This is a genomic window from Intrasporangium chromatireducens Q5-1 (assembly GCF_000576575.1).
Taxonomy (GTDB): Bacteria; Actinomycetota; Actinomycetes; order Actinomycetales; family Dermatophilaceae; genus Intrasporangium_A; species Intrasporangium_A chromatireducens.
Genome location: NZ_AWQS01000352.1, coordinates 1 through 2,971, shown reverse-complemented (window position 1 = coordinate 2,971; position 2,971 = coordinate 1). Strand labels below are relative to the sequence as shown.

Sequence of the window (2,971 nt, the reverse complement as noted above, 5' to 3'; positions counted from 1 at the left end):
CCTGAATGTATAGGGTGTGTGGAGGGAACGTGGGGAAGTGAAACATCTCAGTACCCACAGGAAGAGAAAACAACAGTGATTCCGTTAGTAGTGGCGAGCGAACGCGGAAGAGGCTAAACCGGGCGTGTGTGATAGCTGTCAGGCGTTGCACGTTCGGGGTTGTGGGACCCGCTGACCGGGACTGACATCTCGGTGGGGAGTGAGAAATCCGCGTCATAGTCGAAGAGCATTGAATGGCTCGGCGTAGAGGGTGCGACCCCCGTAGACGAAATGGTGCGGACTCCCGGTGGGGATCCCAAGTAGCACGGGGCTCGAGGAATCCCGTGTGAATCTGGCAGGACCACCTGCTAAGCCTAAATATTCCCTGGTGACCGATAGCGGACAAGTACCGTGAGGGAAAGGTGAAAAGTACCCCGGGAGGGGAGTGAAATAGATCCTGAAACCGTGTGCTTACAATCCGTCGGAGCCTCCTTGTGGGGTGACGGCGTGCCTTTTGAAGAATGAGCCTGCGAGTTAGTGCTCAGTGGCGAGGTTAACCCGTGTGGGGGAGCCGTAGCGAAAGCGAGTCCGAATAGGGCGCCATAGTCGCTGGGTCTAGACCCGAAGCGGAGTGATCTACCCATGGCCAGGTTGAAGCGCAGGTAAGACTGCGTGGAGGACCGAACCCACTTAGGTTGAAAACTGAGGGGATGAGCTGTGGGTAGGGGTGAAAGGCCAATCAAACTCCGTGATAGCTGGTTCTCCCCGAAATGCATTTAGGTGCAGCGTCACGTGTTTCTTACCGGAGGTAGAGCTACTGGATAGCCGATGGGCCTCACCAGGTTACTGACGTTAGCCAAACTCCGAATGCCGGTAAGTGAGAGCGTGGCAGTGAGACTGCGGGGGATAAGCTCCGTAGTCGAGAGGGAAACAGCCCAGATCACCAGCTAAGGTCCCTAAGCGTGTGCTAAGTGGGAAAGGATGTGGAGTTGCTGTGACAACCAGGAGGTTGGCTTAGAAGCAGCCACCCTTTAAAGAGTGCGTAATAGCTCACTGGTCAAGTGATTCCGCGCCGACAATGTAGCGGGGCTCAAGCACACCACCGAAGCTGTGGCATTGACATACTGCTCGGCACCGGTACCTGCGGGTCCGGTGTCCAGGCGTGTTGATGGGTAGGGGAGCGTCGTGTGGCCAGGGAAGCGGCGGAGTGATCCAGCCGTGGAGGCCACACGAGTGAGAATGCAGGCATGAGTAGCGAATGACGGGTGAGAAACCCGTCCGCCGAATAACCAAGGGTTCCAGGGTCAAGCTAATCTGCCCTGGGTAAGTCGGGACCTAAGGCGAGGCCGACAGGCGTAGTCGATGGACATCCGGTTGATATTGCGGAACCGGCGTAGAACCGCCCCTGACGAACCCCGTGATGCTAAGTGCCTGAAGCGTGCCCACCGGGACTTCGGTCCCATCGGGTGCGTGGAGCGCATGACCCGAGCGGGTAGTAGTCAAGCGATGGAGTGACGCAGGAAGGTAGCCTCCGCGTGGCGATGGTTGTCCACGTCCAAGGGTGTAGGGCGGGGTCCAGGTAAATCCGGGCCCCACACAAGCCTGAGACCTGATAGTGACCGCGTATGCGGGAAGAGGGTGATCCTATGCTGCCGAGAAAAACTTCTAGCGAGGTTCGAGCCGCCCGTACCCCAAACCGACTCAGGTGGTTTGGTAGAGAATACCGAGGCGATCGAGTGAATCGTGGTTAAGGAATTCGGCAAAATACCCCCGTAACTTCGGGAGAAGGGGGGCCCTGATCGTGAACCCACTTGCTGGGGGAGCGTGATCGGCCGCAGAGACCAGGGAGAAGCGACTGTTTACTAAAAACACAGGTCCGTGCGAAGACGCAAGTCGATGTATACGGACTGACGCCTGCCCGGTGCTGGAACGTTAAGGGGACCGGTCAGCCTTTCGGGGCGAAGCTGAGAACTTAAGCGCCAGTAAACGGCGGTGGTAACTATAACCATCCTAAGGTAGCGAAATTCCTTGTCGGGTAAGTTCCGACCTGCACGAATGGCGTAACGACTTCTCCACTGTCTCAACCACGAACTCGGCGAAATTGCATTACGAGTAAAGATGCTCGTTACGCGCAGCAGGACGGAAAGACCCCGGGACCTTTACTACAGCTTGGTATTGGTGTTCGGTACGGCTTGTGTAGGATAGGTGGGAGACTGTGAAGCATCCACGTCAGTGGGTGTGGAGTCAACGTTGAAATACCACTCTGGTCGTTCTGGATATCTAACCTCGGTCCGTGATCCGGATCAGGGACAGTGCCTGGTGGGTAGTTTAACTGGGGCGGTTGCCTCCTAAAAGGTAACGGAGGCGCCCAAAGGTTCCCTCAGCCTGGTTGGCAATCAGGTGTTGAGTGCAAGTGCACAAGGGAGCTTGACTGTGAGACAGGCATGTCGAGCAGGGACGAAAGTCGGGACTAGTGATCCGGCGGTGGCTTGTGGAAGCGCCGTCGCTCAACGGATAAAAGGTACCCCGGGGATAACAGGCTGATCTTGCCCAAGAGTCCATATCGACGGCATGGTTTGGCACCTCGATGTCGGCTCGTCGCATCCTGGGGCTGGAGTAGGTCCCAAGGGTTGGGCTGTTCGCCCATTAAAGCGGTACGCGAGCTGGGTTTAGAACGTCGTGAGACAGTTCGGTCCCTATCCGCTGTGCGCGTCGGAAACTTGAGAAAGGCTGTCCCTAGTACGAGAGGACCGGGATGGACGAACCTCTGGTGTGTCAGTTGTCCTGCCAAGGGCACCGCTGATTGGCTACGTTCGGAAGTGATAACCGCTGAAAGCATCTAAGCGGGAAGCACGTTTCAAGATGAGGTTTCCATACCCCTTTGCGGGTGAGAGGCTCCCAGTAGACGACTGGGTTGATAGGCCGGACGTGGAAGCACAGCAATGTGTGGAGCTGACCGGTACTAATAAGCCGACGACTTGACAACCACAAA

1 rRNA gene is annotated in these 2,971 nt (G+C 56.8%); it reads left to right on the top strand.

Annotated elements, in window-relative coordinates:
• Positions 1 to 2,965 (top strand): 23S ribosomal RNA (locus N864_RS20835); the annotation flags it as partial.
• Positions 2,966 to 2,971: the final 6 nt, after the last annotated feature.